15 protein-coding genes and 1 riboswitch are annotated in these 14,009 nt (G+C 71.1%); of the genes, 10 read left to right on the top strand and 5 right to left on the bottom strand.

Annotated elements, in window-relative coordinates:
• The first annotated feature begins 131 nt into the window (after positions 1-131).
• Genes rplS through B8W67_RS11995 form a run of 4 tightly spaced genes read left to right on the top strand, consistent with a single transcriptional unit; the run spans position 132 to position 2,432 of the window.
• Entirely contained in the window at positions 132-473 is a 342-nt protein-coding gene (rplS, locus tag B8W67_RS12010; protein ID WP_069392667.1) for a 50S ribosomal protein L19, read from the top strand.
• A gap of 54 nt (positions 474-527) precedes the next feature.
• Positions 528-1,400 carry a signal peptidase I gene (gene lepB, locus B8W67_RS12005; RefSeq protein WP_085304156.1) on the top strand — a complete coding sequence of 291 codons (873 nt, stop codon included), beginning with the start codon at positions 528-530 and terminating at the stop codon, positions 1,398-1,400.
• Positions 1,401-1,402: 2 nt separating this feature from the next.
• Entirely contained in the window at positions 1,403-2,074 is a 672-nt protein-coding gene (locus B8W67_RS12000) for a ribonuclease HII (RefSeq protein WP_069392730.1), read from the top strand.
• Between the two features lie 52 nt (positions 2,075-2,126).
• On the top strand, positions 2,127-2,432 hold the full coding sequence (locus B8W67_RS11995) for a DUF2469 domain-containing protein (RefSeq protein WP_069392669.1): 306 nt from the start codon (positions 2,127-2,129) through the stop codon (positions 2,430-2,432).
• 5 nt (positions 2,433-2,437) lie between these two features.
• Here B8W67_RS11995 and B8W67_RS11990 read toward each other — a convergent pair whose 3' ends face one another.
• The 4 genes from B8W67_RS11990 to B8W67_RS11975 form a co-directional block, all read right to left on the bottom strand.
• Positions 2,438-3,502 (bottom strand): PPE family protein, encoded by a 1,065-nt coding sequence (locus B8W67_RS11990; RefSeq protein ID WP_085304154.1) that lies wholly within the window; start codon positions 3,500-3,502, stop codon positions 2,438-2,440.
• 16 nt (positions 3,503-3,518) lie between these two features.
• Positions 3,519-4,604 (bottom strand): PPE family protein, encoded by a 1,086-nt coding sequence (locus B8W67_RS11985; protein ID WP_085304152.1) that lies wholly within the window; start codon positions 4,602-4,604, stop codon positions 3,519-3,521.
• Between the two features lie 13 nt (positions 4,605-4,617).
• Entirely contained in the window at positions 4,618-4,917 is a 300-nt protein-coding gene (locus B8W67_RS11980; protein WP_069392672.1) for a PE family protein, read from the bottom strand.
• Positions 4,918-5,172: 255 nt separating this feature from the next.
• Positions 5,173-5,235, bottom strand: a riboswitch (Fluoride riboswitch).
• 43 nt (positions 5,236-5,278) lie between these two features.
• Positions 5,279-5,848 (bottom strand): histidine phosphatase family protein, encoded by a 570-nt coding sequence (locus tag B8W67_RS11975; RefSeq protein ID WP_085304177.1) that lies wholly within the window; start codon positions 5,846-5,848, stop codon positions 5,279-5,281.
• A gap of 158 nt (positions 5,849-6,006) precedes the next feature.
• Between B8W67_RS11975 and B8W67_RS11970 the strand changes: the two genes are divergently transcribed.
• The 6 genes from B8W67_RS11970 to B8W67_RS11945 all read left to right on the top strand — a co-directional run bounded on the left by B8W67_RS11970 (position 6,007) and on the right by B8W67_RS11945 (position 12,292).
• On the top strand, positions 6,007-7,068 hold the full coding sequence (locus B8W67_RS11970; protein WP_085304150.1) for a putative PII-like signaling protein: 1,062 nt from the start codon (positions 6,007-6,009) through the stop codon (positions 7,066-7,068).
• Positions 7,069-7,201: 133 nt separating this feature from the next.
• The gene (locus B8W67_RS11965; protein ID WP_085304148.1) at positions 7,202-7,570 is read left to right on the top strand and encodes a YraN family protein; all 369 of its coding nucleotides are present in this window, start codon (positions 7,202-7,204) and stop codon (positions 7,568-7,570) included.
• Positions 7,570-9,078, top strand: coding sequence for a YifB family Mg chelatase-like AAA ATPase (locus tag B8W67_RS11960; protein ID WP_085304147.1), 1,509 nt, complete (start codon positions 7,570-7,572; stop codon positions 9,076-9,078). The genes B8W67_RS11965 and B8W67_RS11960 overlap by 1 nt, the downstream gene beginning before the upstream one ends.
• A complete protein-coding gene (dprA, locus tag B8W67_RS11955; RefSeq protein ID WP_085304146.1) occupies positions 9,075-10,208 on the top strand; it encodes a DNA-processing protein DprA in 1,134 nt (377 codons plus the stop codon). Before B8W67_RS11960 ends, dprA begins: the two co-directional genes overlap by 4 nt.
• Positions 10,209-10,243: 35 nt before the next feature.
• Positions 10,244-11,089: a siderophore-interacting protein gene (locus B8W67_RS11950; RefSeq protein WP_085304145.1), complete on the top strand. Its 846-nt coding sequence runs from the start codon at positions 10,244-10,246 to the stop codon at positions 11,087-11,089.
• 42 nt (positions 11,090-11,131) lie between these two features.
• Complete coding sequence (locus B8W67_RS11945; protein WP_069392678.1) at positions 11,132-12,292, top strand: lactate 2-monooxygenase; 1,161 nt, start codon at positions 11,132-11,134, stop codon at positions 12,290-12,292.
• Between the two features lie 18 nt (positions 12,293-12,310).
• On the opposite strand, the gene B8W67_RS11940 is transcribed toward B8W67_RS11945, so the two are convergent.
• On the bottom strand, positions 12,311-13,915 hold the full coding sequence (locus B8W67_RS11940) for a GMC family oxidoreductase (protein ID WP_085304176.1): 1,605 nt from the start codon (positions 13,913-13,915) through the stop codon (positions 12,311-12,313).
• Positions 13,916-14,009: the final 94 nt, after the last annotated feature.

The following is a 14,009-nucleotide window of genomic DNA, read 5'->3' as shown; positions in this document are numbered from 1 at the left end:
GCGGGTCGGACGCAGCCCGCCGGTCGCCGATGACAGCCACCATGCCCGAACCATCGGTCCGGTGACCGTCGGCCACGCTCCCGCGTGGCGCCGGTCCCGCGGCCGCGACCTGCAAGGATGTGTCTTCCGATATGAACACGCTGGACTTCGTCGACAAGGCGTCGCTGCGCGACGACATCCCGGTTTTCGGGCCCGGCGACACCGTCAACGTGCACGTGAAGGTCATCGAGGGCGCCAAGGAGCGCATCCAGGTGTTCAAGGGCGTGGTCATCCGCCGCCAGGGCGGCGGGGTGCGCGAGACGTTCACCGTCCGCAAGGAGAGCTACGGGGTGGGCGTGGAGCGCACCTTCCCGGTGCATTCGCCCAACATCGACCACGTCGAGGTGGTGACCCGCGGTGATGTGCGCCGCGCGAAGCTGTACTACCTGCGGGAGCGCCGCGGCAAGCGGGCCAAGATCAAGGAACGCCGCTGAGCCCAACCCGGTGGCCCATCCGGTGGCCGTCGGGCCGCTGACTACGCTGATGCCGTGACCGACGCCGAGCACCCCTCTTCTGAGGCCGGTCCCACCGATCCCGACGAACCCGACCCGGGGCGCGACGACGCCGTCGCCGATGGTGAGGGGAGCGGGGGCAAGAAGTCGGCGCTGCGCGAGACCACCACACTGGTGGTGATCGCGGTGGCGATCTACTACGTCATGTTGACGTTCGTGGCGCGGCCGTACCTGATTCCGTCGGAGTCGATGGAACCCACCCTGCACGGGTGCGCCGGGTGCGTCGGGGACCGCATCGTCGTCGACAAGCTCACCTACCGGTTCAGTGCCCCGCAGCCCGGGGACGTGGTGGTCTTCCGGGGTCCGCCGTCGTGGAATCTCGGCTATCAGTCGATCCGCTCCGACAACACCGCGCTGCGCTGGCTGCAGAACGCGCTCAGCGTGGTCGGCTTCGTGCCCCCCGACGAGAACGACCTGGTCAAACGGGTCATCGCGGTGGGTGGGCAGACGGTGCAGTGCCGACTCGACACCGGCCTGACCGTCGACGGCGAGCGCCTCGTCGAGCCGTACCTGGACCCGGCCACCATGGGCGCCGACCCGCGCGAGTTCCCCTGCCTGGGCAGCGGCGGGCTGAACATGGAGTTCGGGCCGGTGACGGTGCCGCCGGACCGGTTGTGGGTGATGGGGGACAACCGCAGTCACTCCTCGGACTCGCGCGGGCACTGCGTCAACAACCCCGCCGATCTGGATCCGCAGAACCCCGCCGGCAACGTGTACTGCACCGGCGAGCAAGACCCGATCCTGGCGACGGTGCCGGTGGACAACGTGATCGGCAAGACCCGGTTCATCGCCTGGCCGCCCGGGCGGTGGGGGACGGTGTCCGCGGTGAACCCGCAGCAGGGGGGATGACGGTGGCCGGCAGGTGGCCGCCGCGCGCCGTGATCCGCCGGACCGCGGGTCTGCGCACCCTGGAAGCGGCGCTGCACCGGGGCGGTCTGGGCCCGGTCGCCGGGGTCGATGAGGCCGGTCGCGGCGCCTGCGCGGGTCCGCTGGTGGTGGCCGCCTGCGTGTTGGGCCCCGGGCGCCACGCGGCGCTGGCGGATCTGGACGACTCGAAGAAACTGTCGGTGAAAACACGCGAGCGGCTCTACCCGGTGATCTGCTCGACCGCCGTCGCCTACCACGTGGTGGTCATCGACGTCGCCGAGGTCGACCGGCGTGGTGTGCACGCGGCCAACATCGAGGGGATGCGTCGCGCGGTGGCCGGGCTGGCGGTCTCACCCGGTTACGTGCTCAGCGATGGGTTCCGGGTGCCCGGGCTGGCGGTGCCGTCGCTGCCGGTCATCGGTGGCGACGAGGCGGCCGCCTGCATCGCCGCGGCCAGCGTGCTGGCCAAGGTCAGCCGGGACGCGTTGATGGTGGAACTCGACGGCGACCACCCCGGCTACGGGTTCGCCGGGCACAAGGGGTACGCCACCGCGGCACACACGGCCGCGTTGCAGACGTTGGGTCCCAGCGCGGTCCACCGCACCTCGTTTGTCAACGTCCGGCGTGCCGGGCTACCCACCGCGGGGGTCCGGTGAGAGAAGATGGGGCCAGGATGACCGGGACCGACCGAGAAGGACAGCCGAACCGATGAGTGCCGAAGATCTCGAGAAATACGAAACCGAGATGGAACTCTCGCTGTACCGCGAATACAAGGACATCGTGGGGCAGTTCAGCTACGTGGTGGAGACCGAGCGACGGTTTTATCTGGCCAACAGCGTGGAGATGGTGCCCCGCAACGCCGACGGCGACGTCTATTTCGAGCTGCGCCTGGCCGACGCGTGGGTCTGGGACATGTACCGGCCGGCCCGGTTCGTCAAACAGGTGCGGGTGGTCACCTTCAAAGACGTCAACATCGAAGAGGTCGAGAAACCCGAACTGCGGCTGCCCGAGTAGCGCGCTCACCCGGCCGCGGGCGGGCGGGGCATGACCGACCGTCGACGGGTCTTGGCCGCCGCGCCACTGACGCCGCGCCCGGCCAAGGTGCCCAGCAGCGCCTCACCGGCGACCCCGCTCGCCGGCAGCGATGTGACCGGTGCCGCGGCGCCGGCGGCGGTGGGCAGCTCCGCGGCGATGGTCGCGACCGGTCGCGCGGTGCTGGCCCAGGTCGCCGGCACCGACAGTCGCCCCGCCCCGCTGGCCTCTCCGAGTGCGGCGCTGACCGGCACCGGACGCGGCACCCCGGTGGTCGTTGCCGGCGGTGGGCCGCCCGCGCCGGGGGCGCCGACCCAGAACGGTCCGATGCCCTGGGCGTCGTCGCGTAGCGCATTGACCGCCAGCGCGTGGTTGGTGGTGTAGATCGACGCCCCGCCGAACGACGAGCTGGACACCGAGGCCGCCGCGCTGGTCAACGACGGAATCTGCAGCAGGTAGGTGAGAATCCCCGGCGTGCTCACCGCCGGGGCTGCCGCGGCCGGCGACGGCGCTGCCAGCGCCGTGCCCGAGGTCACCGCCGTCGGGGCGGTGAACGGGGTCAACTCGCTGGCCGTCGACGCGGACAGCGCATAGCCCTGCATCGCGGCCACGTCCTGGGCCCACATCTGCTCGTAGTGGGCCTCGGTGGCCGCGATCGCTGGGGCGTTCTGGCCGAAGAAATTGCTCGCGATCAACGTCAGCAACTGGGTGCGGTTGGCGGCGATCAGCGGCGGCGGAACGACCATCGCATACGCGGTCTGAAAGGCGCCCGCCGCCGCGGTGGCCTGTCCGGCGGTTTGCTGAGCCTGCGCGGCGGTGCGATGCATCCAGGCCAGCATGGTGCTCGCCGCGGTCGCCATCGCCGTCGACGACGGCCCCCGCCAGACGTCGGCGACCACGGTGGCCAGCACCGAGGCGAAGCCGGCCGCTGCGGTCTCCAGATCCTCGGCCAGGGTGCGCCACGCGGACGCCGCCGCGATGAGCGGGCCGGACCCCGGACCGGTGTAGAGCCGCATCGAGGTGATCTCGGGGGGAAGGAGCGAAAAATCCATCGGTCTGCCTTTCGGGTCAGCGCACGGCCGCTGAACGGACGAGTTCGGGCCGGGTCTTCTCCCGCCGCCGGTCGGTGTCGGGAGCGGACAGCGCCGCCAGGCTCGCCGGTCCGGCGACCGAGCCGGGCAGCACCCCCGCGGCGGTCTCGGCGATCGGGGCGGGGCTGGCGGCCAATCCCACCGCGATCGGCGGTGTCTGCGGCGCGGCGGTGGCCCACACCGGGGGAGCGGACAGCCCGCCCACCGTGACCGCCCGCCCGCTGGCGGCGATGACAGCGTCGGTGACCGCGGCGGTGACCAGCGGAGCCGCCACCAACTGGCCGCCGCCGTAGGCGGGCAGCGGATGGCGGGTCTGTTGATAGTTCAACCGAGTGTTGGTGATGGAGATGCTGCGCCCGGTGACCATCCCGTTGGTGTCGGAGACGACCGTGTTGACGATGTTGGGGATGTGCTCGAGGTAATCCACCAGGGTCGGTGAGGTCGTCGTCACCGTGGGCGCGGCCAGTTGCGCGGCGGTCGGGGTCGCGGCACCGGCCAGGCCGTGCGCCAGGGTGGCGGCCGTGCCGACCCCGCCCGGGTCGGTGACCGGGGGAGCCGGCGAGAACGGCGTGAGCCGGCCGGCTGCCGTCGAGGCGCCGGCGTAGGCGTACATGGCGGTGGCGTCTTGGGTCCACATCTCGGCGTAGAGCGCTTCGGTCGCCGCGATCGCGGGGGTGTTCTGTCCGAAGAAGTTCGTCGCGACCAACGTTGCCTCCAGCATCCGGTTGGCGGCGACCACCTCGGGCGGCACCGTCATCGCGAACGCCGCCTCATAGGCGATGGCCGCCGACTTCGCCTGGGCTCCGGTCTGTTCGGCGCGCACCGCCGCCTCCTGCAGCCAGGTGACAAACGGTGTCGCCGCCTGCGCCATGAGCTGCGCGGACGGACCCAGCCAGTCGGCGGCCACCGCGGTGAGCGTTGCGGCGTATGCCGCGGCGGCGGCGAACAGCTCACCGGCCAGCCCGTCCCATGCCGCCGCCGCGGCCAGCAGGGGACCCGCGCCCGCACCCAGGTACATGCGTGCCGAGTTGATCTCCGGTGGCAGGGCGCCGAAGTCGAGCATCGTCGGTGCCCGCTCAGCCGATCGCCGCGGCGTTGGCTGCCTCGGCGGCCGCGTAGGAGCCGGCGTTGGCCGACAGGGTGGCCACGATCATCTCGTGCACCGCCGCGGCCTGCACACTGATCTCCTGATACAGCTGGGCGTGGGCTGCGAACCTGGCTGCGGTCAGCGCCGAGACCTCGTCGGCCGCCGCCGGGACGATCGCGGTCGTGGGCGCCGCGGCAGCGGCATTGCCCGCGGTGACGGTCGCGCCGATGCCGTGGAGGTCGCCGGCGGCAGCCGCCAGCAAGGCGGGGTCGGTGGTGATGTAGGACATGAGTCGCTCCTGAACGTAGTTGGGGGACAGTGACAATCAGAGGAGTTCCGGCGGCAGGCCGGACGAACGCAGCAGACATCGCGGGATCGCGTTACACGATTCCGTCAGGTGGGGTGGGGATGTCGATGCGATCGGGGAGGGGCGCGACCTTGGGCGGACGCGTCACCGGAATGCACAGCGTGGGCAGATGCCGCAGAAGATACCGCCAAAGGAGTGGGTTCGCTCATCACCCAGCCTCCTTCCACCACGAATCATCTTCGGGTAGAAGCCATCAGCCGGGTTCGGCGGTTAAGGGCGAGCTTCATCGCCGATTTGATTCTACACACGAAAGGCCGTGAGGAAAGGAATTTTTCCGGTTCGTTCAGGAGTCGGCGGTGCGGTTGTACGCGTCGACACGCCAGGCGCCGTCGACGAGGCTGAGCTGGTTCCAGCAGGCCGTGTCCTGCGCGACCTCGGTGAGTGTGGGGTCGAGTCGGCCCAGCAGTGCCCGGTTGAATGCGTCGTGGGAGACCATGACCACCGGGCCCGGTCCGAGTTCGTCGACCAGTTCAAAGAACGCCCGTCGAGCCCGCGTCGTCAACGCGGCCAATGGTTCCACCCCCGGGGCGGCATCGACACTGCCGTAGCGGTTTTCGACGTCGGTGCGTAACAGCCCGGTTTGGGGGCCGTAGTCGCGGTCGTTGAGTCGATCATCGATACGGACTTCGGCCGCGGCGGCGGCGCCGATGGCACGCGCGGTGGCGACCGCGCGCTGCAACGGACTGCACACGACAATTTCGGGCTTGAATCCGGCGAGCGCCTGCGCCAGCCGCGCCACTTCGCTGCGACCGATCTCGTCGAGAGGTGGGTCGCTCAAGCCGCGCAGTTGCCCGTGCGCGTTGAGTGCGGTGCGTCCGTGGCGGGCCAGATACACCCGGGTGACAGTGCTCATTGCGGCTCCCTCGACGTCCATGACGGTGGCCGGTGGCCGACACGGCAGTTCCGGCAGCGGGGCCGGCCGCCGCCGCACCGCCGGCGCGAACACTTCCGGCGCCGGGTGATGGCAGACTAGCAGCGATACCGGTTGGAGCGCATGGGGAGTGAGCATCGATGAACAACGATTGTCTCAAGCTCACCGGCTATTTCGACGAACGGCAACGCATCGAAAACCGTTTCGTCGCCGACGAATTGATGGACCTGTATGAACGCAACCGGGTTGCCTCCAGCATTCTGCTGCGCGGTGTCGGGGGTTTCGGCCCGCGGCGCATCCTGCGCACCGACCGGTCGTTGAGTCTGTCGGAGGATCCGCCGGTGATGGTCACCGCCGTGGACTCCCGTGCGGGTATCGAGGGGTTGTTGGCGTCGGTGCGCGCGACCGGCATCCGCGGGCTGTTCACCCTCGAGCGGGCACAGCTGCTCGCTGCCGGCGAGGTTTTGGCCGGGCCGGAGCACGCCGACGCGAGCAAGCTCACGGTCTATCTGGGTCGCAAGCAGCGCGTCGACGGCACCGCCGCCCATGTGGCGATCTGTGCCCTGATGCATCGGCATGGGCTGGCCGGCGCCTCGGTGTTCCTGGGTGTGGACGGCACCGTCTTCGGGCAGCGGCAGCGGGCGCGATTTTTCGGCCGCAACACCGCGGTGCCGACGATGATCGTCGTGGTCGGCGACACCGCGGCGCTGACCGCGACGCTGCCGGAGGTGACGCGTGCGGTCCCCGATGCGTCGCTGACCGTCGAACGGGTCCAGGTGTGTAAACGTGACGGCGCGTTGCTGGGAGCCCCACACGCATTGCCGGGCAGCGATGAGAGGGGCCTGCCCCTGTGGCAGAAGCTGACGGTCTACACCTCCGCAGCGGCACGCTACGACGGTGAACCCATCCACCGGGCGCTGGCACGGCGGCTGCATCAGCGGCCGGGTGCACGCGGGGCCACCGTGCTGCGCGGCATCTGGGGTTTCCACGGTGAGCACCGCCCGCACGGCGATCGGCTGCTCGCGGTGACCCGGCGAGTCCCGGTGGCGACGATCATCATCGACACCCCGGCCGGGATCGCCGAATCGTTCTCGGTGGTCGATGAACTCACGGGCGTCGACGGTCTGGTGACCAGCGAGATGGTGCCCGCCCTCGTCACCGGTGGTCCGGCCGGGGTTGACGTCGCCGATCACCGGTACTGACTGTTCCCGCCGCGCCGAATGGTGGCGCGCCGGGCTGTGCAGCGCGACCGCACTGGGGATAACTCGCCGGTGCACCCCCGGGTGGCGGTGGTGGTGAGGCGCCGGTGTCCTCGGCGCGGCGCAGGCTGGGGCCATGACGACGTGGACACGGGCGCGACTCGGGGCGTTCGGGGAAGAACTGGCGGTGCGCCACCTCACCGCCGCGGGCTGGCAGGTGGTGGCCCGCAACTGGCGGTGCCGCCACGGCGAACTCGACATCGTTGCGGTCGACCCCCAGGGGCCGACCCTGGTGTTCGTGGAAGTCAAGACCCGAACCGGCGACGGCTTCGGCGGGCTGGCCGAATCGGTGACCGCAGCGAAGGTGCGGCGGCTCCGGTTGCTGGCCGGGCAGTGGCTGGCCGACCAGCCAAGGCGCTATCCACTGATCCGCCTCGACCTGATCGGGGTGCGGCTCGATCGCGGTGCCGGCGCGCGCATCCATCACCTTCGGGGGGCCGGCTGATGGCGTTGGGGCGGGCGTTTTCGATCGCGGTCTGCGGCCTCGACGGGCAGGTCGTGGAGATCGAGGCCGACATCACCTCGGGGCTGCCCGGTGTGCACCTGGTCGGGTTGCCCGATGCGGCGCTGCACGAATCGCGCGATCGGGTGCGGGCGGCGATCACCAACTGTGGCAACTCCTGGCCCATGTCGCGGCTGACCTTGGCGCTGTCGCCGGCGACCCTGCCCAAGGTCGGGTCGGTCTACGACCTGGCCCTGGCGGCCGCGGTGCTCGCGGCCGGCGGGCGCAGATGGCCGCGCCTGGCGAGCACCGTGCTGCTCGGTGAACTGGCCCTCGACGGGCGGGTGCGCGCCGTACGCGGGGTGCTGCCCGCGGTGCTGGCGGCCCGGGCCGAAGGCTGGTCGACGGTGGTGGTGCCCCGGGACAACCTGGCCGAGGCCAGCCTGGTCGACGGGATCACCGTCGGTGGGGTCAGTTCACTGCGACAACTGCAGGATTGGTTGGACGGGGGCGCGCAACTGAGCGCCCGGCTGCCCAGCGTCAGCACCGCTGCGGACTCCGCTCCCGAACTCGCCGAGGTGGTGGGCCAGGCGCAGGCGCGGTTCGCCGTGGAAGTGGCCGCCGCCGGGGCGCATCATCTGATGTTGACCGGTCCACCGGGCGTGGGCAAAACCATGCTGGCGCAACGGCTTCCCGGCCTGTTGCCGAGTCTGACCGAGCAGGAGTCGTTGGAGGTCACCGCGATCCACTCGGTGGCGGGGCTGCTCAGCGAGCACACCCCGCTGATCACCCGGCCACCGTTCGTCGCCCCGCACCACAGTTCCAGCGTGGCCGCACTCGTCGGCGGCGGTTCGGGCACCGCCCGGCCCGGTGCGATCAGCCGGGCCCACCGCGGGGTGCTCTTCCTCGACGAATGCGCCGAGATGCCGGTCAATGTCCTCGACGCATTGCGCACACCGCTGGAGGACGGCGAGATCCGGCTGGCCCGCCGGGGAGGGGTCGCCTGCTATCCGTCCCGGTTCCAGCTGGTGCTGGCGGCCAACACCTGTCCGTGCGCGTCGGCGGACCCCCGGGACTGCACCTGTCGGCCCACGGTCAAACGCCGGTACATGAGCCGGCTGTCCGGTCCGCTGCTGGATCGGGTGGACCTGCGGGTCGACCTGCATCCGGTGCGTGCCGGCGGATTCGACGGGACCCGCGCGGAGTCGACCGAGACGGTACGCGCCCGGGTGGCCCGCGCGCGGGAGGCGGCCGCCGAACGCTGGCGACCGTACGGCTGTCGCACCAACGCCGAGATCGCCGGTCCACTGCTGCGGCGCCGGTTCCGCCTGAACCGCTCCGTGATGGCCCCGCTGCACACCGCCCTGGAGCGCGGTCTGTTGTCCCTGCGCGGGCTCGACAGAAGTCTTCGCGTTGCCTGGTCATTGGCCGATCTGGCCGGGCGGCTCAGCCCCAGCAGCGACGACATCGCCGTCGCGTTGAGTTTCCGACAGGCGGGAGCGGCACGATGACCGACCGGACACGGCACGCCTGGGCGTATCTGTCCCGGGTGGCTGAGCCACCCTGCCGGGAGCTGTCGGCACTGGTCGGTGAGGTCGGTCCGGTTGATGCCGCCGACCGGGTTCGCCGCGCCGCGGTTACCGCCGGGCTGGCCCGCCGCACCGCGGCACGACGCGACCTCGACTGCGCCGCCGAGGACCTCGAACACCTCGATCGGCTCGGCGGGCGGTTGGTGACCGCCGACGACGACGAGTGGCCGGCGTGGGCGTTCACCGCGTTTGCCGGCGCCGCGGATCGCCCGGACTGCTTGCCCCCGCTGGCCTTGTGGGTGATCGGGCCCGCCCGCCTCGATGACCTCACCGAGCGCTGTGCGGCGCTGGTGGGGACCCGCGCCGCCACCGCCTACGGCGAGCAGGTGACCGCCGACCTGGCGGCGGGTTTGGTCGAGGCCGACGTCACGGTGATCTCCGGCGGCGCTTACGGCATCGACGGCGCCGCCCACCGGTCCGTCCTCGCCGGCGGGGGCACCACCGCGGCGGTGCTCGCCGGCGGGCTCGACGTGCCCTATCCGGCGGGGCATTCCGCCTTGCTGCACCGCATCGCCCGCACCGGTGCGGTGATCAGCGAATACCCACCGGGTTCCCGGCCCTTCCGGCACCGTTTCCTCTACCGCAACCGGTTGGTCGCCGTCGGCAGCGGAGCCACCGTCGTCGTCGAGGCGGGCCTGCGCAGCGGCGCGGCCAACACCGCCGCCTGGGCCCGATCGCTGGGCCGGGTGGTGGGCGCGGTGCCCGGCCCGGTCACCTCCGCCGCCTCGGTGGGCGCTCATGTGTTGCTGCGTGCCGGCGCGGAGGTGATCACCCGCTCGGCCGACATCGTCGAGCTCGTCGGCAGGATGGGGGAGCTGGCGCCGGAGATGGCCCACCCCACCACCGCCCTCGACGGGCTCGACGGTCTGCAGCGGCGGGTCTACGAAGCGCTGCCCGGGCGCGGGGCCGCCGGCGTCGAGCAGATCGCCGTGGGGGCCGCCCTGCCCGTCGAGGAGGTGCTCGGCCCGTTGGCGTTGCTGGAGGTCGCCGGTCTGGCCGAACGCCGCGACGGACGCTGGGCGATCGTGCGCCGGGACGGACCGTCCGTATAGTCGGTCGCAGCCCCAATCACCGTCGAGGAGGAACCGTGGCAGGCCGACCCGTGCACACCTTCGAAGTGCTCCGCACCGAGCCGGTCGGCTCGCACATGGTGCGGGTTGTGCTCGGTGGCAAGGGATTCGACACCTTCACGCCGAGTGAGTTCACCGACTCCTATGTCAAGGTCATCTTCGTCGGCGCGCACGTCGACGTCGACGCGCTACCGCGCCCGCTGACCCGGGACAGCTTCGATGTGCTCCCGCCCGCCGAGCAGCCGGTGGTGCGCACCCTGACGGTGCGTTGGGCCGATCCCGCAACCCGCCAACTGGCGATCGACGTCGTGGTGCACGGCGAGCAGGGCACCGCCGGTCGCTGGGCGGCCGGCGTTGACCCGGGCGCACCGGTGTATCTGATGGGGCCCGGCGGAGCCTATGCCCCCGACCCGGCGGCCGACTGGCATCTGCTGGCCGGCGACGAGGCGGCACTGCCGGCGATAGCCGCGGCGCTGGAGGCGCTGCCGGCCGACGCCGTCGGCGCGGCGTTCATCGAGGTGGCCGGTCCCGACGACGAGTTGACGCTGCAGCACCCGCCGGGCGTGCCGGTGCACTGGGTGCATCGGGGCGGCCGCGCCGATCTGGTCCCCGACGACCGGGCCGGGGATCACGCGCCGCTGATCGAGGCGGTGCGCAACGCCGCATGGCTGCCCGGTCAGGTGCAGGTGTTCATCCACGGCGAGGCCCAGGCCGTCATGCACAACCTGCGGCCCTACATCCGCAAGGAACGGGGCGTGCCCGCGGATCGGGCGTCGATCTCCGGATATTGGCGCCGGGGACGCACCGAGGAGACCTTCCGGCAATGGAAGAAGGAACTGGCCGCGGCCGAGGCCCCCGGCTGATCGCTGTCGTCCCGCGCCCCCGAACCCGTAGGCTCACCAGCCATGGCGTTCGGCGACTACCAATTCGAGATCTATCTGCAGGGGTTGGCCGGGGTGGTGCCCGGGCTGCCGATGACGTTCACCGACCTGGAACACCGGGCCGCCGCGGCGATGTCCCCGTCGGTGTGGTCCTACGTGGCCGGCGGTGCCGGCGACGAACACACCCAGCGCACCAACGTCGCCGCGTTCCAGCGGTGGGGGCTTGTGCCGCGGATGTTCGTCGGAGCCGACCACCGCGACCTCGCGGTGGACCTGTTCGGCGTGCGGTGGCCCGCGCCGGTGTTCATGGCACCGATCGGGGTGGCCGGCATCTGCGCCCAGGACGGCCACGGCGACCTGGCGTGCGCACGCGCCGCCGCGTCGACCGGGGTGCCGCTGGCGGTCTCCACCCTCACCGCCGACCCCCTGGAGGACGTCGCCGCCCAGCTCGGCGACACCCCGGGGTTCTTCCAGCTCTACACCCCCAAGGACCGCGACCTGGCGGCCAGCCTGGTGGCCCGCGCCGAGGCCGCCGGCTACCGGGGCATCATCGTCACCCTCGACACCTGGGTGCCCGGCTGGCGGCCACGGGATCTGGCGACGGCCAACTTTCCGCAGCTTCGCGGCCACTGCCTGGCCAACTACACCTCCGACCCGGTGTTTCGGGCGGGTCTGCCGCAACCACCCGAGGAGAACCCGCAGGCGGCTGTGCTGGCCTGGGTTCAGACATTCGGCAATCCCTTGACGTGGCAGGACCTTCCGTGGCTGCGGTCGCTGACGGACCTGCCGCTGATCGTCAAGGGGATCTGCCATCCCGACGACGCGCGCCGCGCCAGAGACGGTGGGGTCGACGGCATCTACTGCTCCAACCACGGTGGGCGGCAGGCCAACGGCGGGCTGGCCGCGCTGGACTGCCTACCTGCGGTCGTCGACGCCGCCGACGGGCTGCCGGTGCTGTTCGACTCCGGGGTGCGCACCGGCGCCGACATCGTCAAAGCGCTGGCGCTGGGTGCCTCCGCAGTCGGCATCGGTCGGCCCTACGCCTACGGCCTGGCTCTCGGCGGGGACGCCGGGGTGACCCACGTGCTGCGCTCGCTGCTCGCCGAGGCCGATCTGATCATGGCCGTCGACGGCTACCGGACCCGCGCCGAGCTGACCCCCGAGGCGCTGCTCCGCACCGGCTGACACCGCCCGTCGGCGGCTCTACGCCGATGATTTGATCAGGTCGGCACACTTCTCGGCGATCATCAACACCGGTGCATGGATGTTGTTGCTGGGAACGGTCGGCATGACCGAGGCGTCGGCGATCCGCAGCCCGTCGACGCCACGCACCCGCAGGTCGGCGTCGACCACCGCCAGCGGATCGCTCGACGGGCCCATCTTCGCCGTTCCGCACGGATGGTATTCGGTGTCGGCGTGCTCGCGCAGCGTCCGCTCGATCTGCTCGGGGTCGTCACGGTCATAGTGGATCAGCATGTCTCGACGGTGGCGGTCGAAGACCGGATCGTTCATCACGTCGAGGGCCACCTGGGTGCCTTTGACCAGGGTGGGCATGTCGTAGGGGTGGCTGAAGTACTTCGGGTCGATCAGCGGGGCCACCGCGGTGTCGCGGCTGGCCAGCCGCACCTCGCCGGTGCTCTGGGGGCGGGCGAGCAGCAGGTGCGCCGAATAGCCGTGCCCGATCGGCGGTGTCCGTCCGTGATCGGCGCCTTTGCCGATGATCAACTCCATCTCCATGTCGGCCACCTCGACATCGGGATCGGACTTGTAATAGGCCCCCGACTCGGCGGCGCAACTGGTCAGCAGACCCCGGCGGTGCCGGCGCCATTGCCATGCCGCCCGCGCCATCCGCGCCACACCCACCGGGGAGATCCCGACCGTGTCCGCGGTGGTCCGCGCCCGGTAGATCAGCAGCGCGGAGATGTGATCTTGCAGGTTCTGGCCCATCCCGGCGATCTCGCGGATCGGGGTGATCCCGAGCTGCTGCAGGTGCTCGCCGGGCCCGAGACCCGACGCCATCAGGATCTGCGGCGTGCCGAAGGCCCCCGCGGCCATGATCACCTCCCGGCGGGCGCGCACCGTGTGCACCTGCCGGCCGTGCCGGAAGGTCACCCCGGTGGCACGCCGGTCGCTGAACTCGACACCGGTGATGTGGGCCTTGGTCCGCACCTCCAGATTGGGACGGTCGAGGTTGGGGTGAATGAACGCCGCTGCGACACTGTGGCGCTCGCCGTCGCGCTGGGTGACCTGGACGTGGTAACAGCCGAAGTGCTGGGCACCGTTGTAGTCGGGGTTGAAGGGAATGCCCTGATTGACGCAGGCCTGCAGGAAGACCTGGTTGAGCGGACTGGGGTCGCGCAACGCGCTGACGGTCAGCGGCCCCGCGGTGCCGTGGTAGGGCGAATCGCGGTGAACGGTGTTGTTCTCGGATTTGGTGAAATACGGCAGCACATCATCGAAACCCCACCCGGGGTTTCCCAGCGCCGCCCAGCGGTCGAAATCCGAGCGGTGGCCGTGGGCGTAGATCATCGCGTTGATCGTGCTGGACCCCCCCAGCGCCTTGCCCCGCGGCTGAAAACCTCGCCGCCCGTTGGCGAACCCCGCTTGCGGGACCGTCTCGTAATGCCAGCTGTTGAAGCCGCGCGGCATTCCCGCCACGAACCCGAGTGGTATGCGAATCAACAGGTTTCGGCCCTCACCGCCGGCTTCGAGCAGACAGACCCGCACTGACGGGTCCTCGCTGAGGCGACTGGCCACCACACATCCGGCCGAGCCGCCGCCGGCAACGACGTAGTCGAACTCCTCCACGGTCGCACTGTAGCGCCCCGCGGACGCGTGATCGTCGCGAATCGGTCTCATCGCCCCCGCGATCCGGCGCGTCGCCCGAGCGGCGGCGTCGGGC

Source organism: Mycolicibacillus koreensis (assembly GCF_002104795.1).
Lineage (GTDB): Bacteria > Actinomycetota > Actinomycetes > Mycobacteriales > Mycobacteriaceae > Mycobacterium > Mycobacterium koreense.
The sequence above is the reverse complement of the archived record's forward strand: the minus strand, read 5'-3'. Positions and strand labels throughout refer to the sequence as shown.